This window comes from Methanoculleus sp. UBA291, assembly GCF_002499755.1.
Classification (GTDB): Archaea; Halobacteriota; Methanomicrobia; order Methanomicrobiales; family Methanoculleaceae; genus Methanoculleus; species Methanoculleus palmolei.
Genome location: NZ_DANC01000004.1, coordinates 1 through 2146, shown reverse-complemented (window position 1 = coordinate 2146; position 2146 = coordinate 1). Strand labels below are relative to the sequence as shown.

1 protein-coding gene, 1 tRNA gene and 2 rRNA genes are annotated in these 2146 nt (G+C 53.9%); 1 reads left to right on the top strand and 3 read right to left on the bottom strand.

Annotation, left to right across the window (positions count from 1 at the left end; genetic code table 11):
- Nucleotides 1-276 precede the first annotated feature (276 nt).
- Complete coding sequence (locus BP737_RS00975; protein ID WP_292407675.1) at nucleotides 277-732, top strand: hemerythrin domain-containing protein; 456 nt, start codon at nucleotides 277-279, stop codon at nucleotides 730-732.
- A 720-nt stretch (nucleotides 733-1452) separates the two neighbouring features.
- Here BP737_RS00975 and rrf read toward each other — a convergent pair.
- The 3 genes from rrf to BP737_RS00960 form a co-directional block, all read right to left on the bottom strand.
- A 5S ribosomal RNA gene (rrf, locus tag BP737_RS00970) occupies nucleotides 1453-1574 on the bottom strand.
- An 87-nt stretch (nucleotides 1575-1661) separates the two neighbouring features.
- Nucleotides 1662-1733 (bottom strand) — tRNA-Cys (locus BP737_RS00965).
- 107 nt (nucleotides 1734-1840) lie between these two features.
- A 23S ribosomal RNA gene (locus BP737_RS00960) occupies nucleotides 1841-2146 on the bottom strand; the annotation flags it as partial.

Below are 2146 nucleotides of genomic sequence, written 5' to 3'. Positions count from 1 at the left end.
CGAAGAGTTTCGAGTGAGGGATCTTCGAAAGGTGTCCCCCTCCCGGCTGAGGTATTTCGGGATCACCTCACCGTAACTTCGGGAAGAGGGACAACGCTCTTCTTCTCACGCGTCGGGACCGGGCTCCAACCTGCGACCGCCGGGTGATCTCCTCCGGCTCTTCAAGGCGGAGTCCGGAAAACGAGAGTTACTGCCTGGAACCTGGAATCCGACATAACCCATATATACCAAACCTGTCCATGCAGGTCCTCCGTGCAGGAAGGAGGAAGCGATCGAATGGCGCAGAATATTATTGACACCCTGAAACAGGAACACCGGATGGTACTCTCGCAACTCTCAGAACTCTCAAGCAAGGGCGTGAGCGACCGGGGGAGAAAGTATGACGCCTTGAAACAGAACCTCGTACCCCACCTCGTCGGAGAAGAGAAAGCCCTCTATCCGAGACTCGAAAAAGAGGCAGATATGCGGGATACGACGCTTGAAGCAATCGAGGAGCACAATGCGGTCAAGATGCTACTAAACCAGCTCGATAGGGCGGCTATATCAGAGGAAGCGAACTGGGTGGCAAAACTGATAGTGATCCAGGAGAATGTGAAGCACCACATCAATGAGGAGGAAGAGCGGATCTTCCCGCAGATGCAGCAGAAGATGGACAGCAACGAACTCTCAAGCCTCGGCAGCAGGTATGAGGAGGAGAAACGAAGCGCAATACCGGTTGCCACGGCCGAGTAAAGCCCGGAACAATCGATGAAGGAGGAGCCGGACCCTTGTGCGATCCCGGCGCGGGGGCCCGACTCCGGGCGGCTTTGCGCGCCTGCCGTATCCGGAAGCGTACCGAACCAACCCTGGGCGACCGGCGGGCATCGGAGCAAAGCACTTCCCACCCGGGGTGCAGGACATAAAAGAAAACCGATCGTGACCCGGCCTCACTCAAGTCGAACGATGTAAACAGAATGTATTAACAGATAGATAAAGTTAAATACTTATGATTTATATGATCAGTATGGTGCCATCGCAAATAGCGGTGCATCATGGATCAACTGGAGGATAAACAGGAACACCAGAAGATTCCTCCCAAACGTCGACGACATGCCGATGCAGGTCGCAATCAAGCCCTGAAAAAGCCATTCTTCATTAAAACCCGGGGTACCCGTGGAAAGGAAAGGAAACGCACCGGACGATTGTCAAACCCGGATGCCCCGGGCGCTGCCATGTTGGAGAACAGGCTGGACGACCTCCCGTTCTTGCCTCATACCACTGCCATTCTTCGTGGAACCGGCTCCCCGGCGGGCTGCCGGGAAGGAGCGAACTCCTCCGGCAGCCTTTAAAACCTTAAACGATGGATGAATCACAAAAACGTGCGTTACCGAAAAGAAACATGCAGAAGAATGAACGCTCGTCGCATAACAGTAATAACAGTAAGAAAAACAGCACTTTACTGTAAAAGGAAGGTAATAGCAGCGAACCATGCTTCCCGAGGGCTCGCGCACCTCAGTACCACAGAGTACGTGAGAGGGCTTAACTTCTGGGTTCGGAATGGGTCCAGGTGTTTCCCCTCTGCTATGGCCGCTATTACCAGTTACATCCAGGTATGATGCGTCAATCGAGTCGAAAACCCTGACGGGTTTTCTTCCCCATCGGCCGCTACGCGCCCGAATGGAAGCCAAGGCCCGGACTTGAACCGGGGTGTAGTTGATCTGCAGTCAACCGCGTGGCCGCTCCGCCACCTTGGCAAGCTGTGTTGCCTCCTTTCCTACGTCCTCATCCTATTTAAGGGTTACACCCTCAACGGGACTGAGCACGAGAGGCTCAGGTGCGTACTCCGGATTTCGTCTGAGTTCAGCGGAAGGCATCGGACGTTAGTACCTGCGGACTGAACATGTCGTTGCCTTCATGCTTACATCCCAGGCCTATCAAACGGGTCTTTTACCCATGTCCTCAACGGAGTCTCTTTTTAGGTCAGGTTTCAAGCTTAGATGCTTTCAGCTTTTACCCCTTATCGCGTAGCTGCTCGGCATTGCCCTGTCGGACAACCGATCGACCAGAGGCGACGACGGAAAGTTCCTCTCGTACTATTTCCATCTTACCCTCAGACTCCCGACACTCCAGATAGATAGTAACCGACCTGTCTCACGACGGTCTAAAC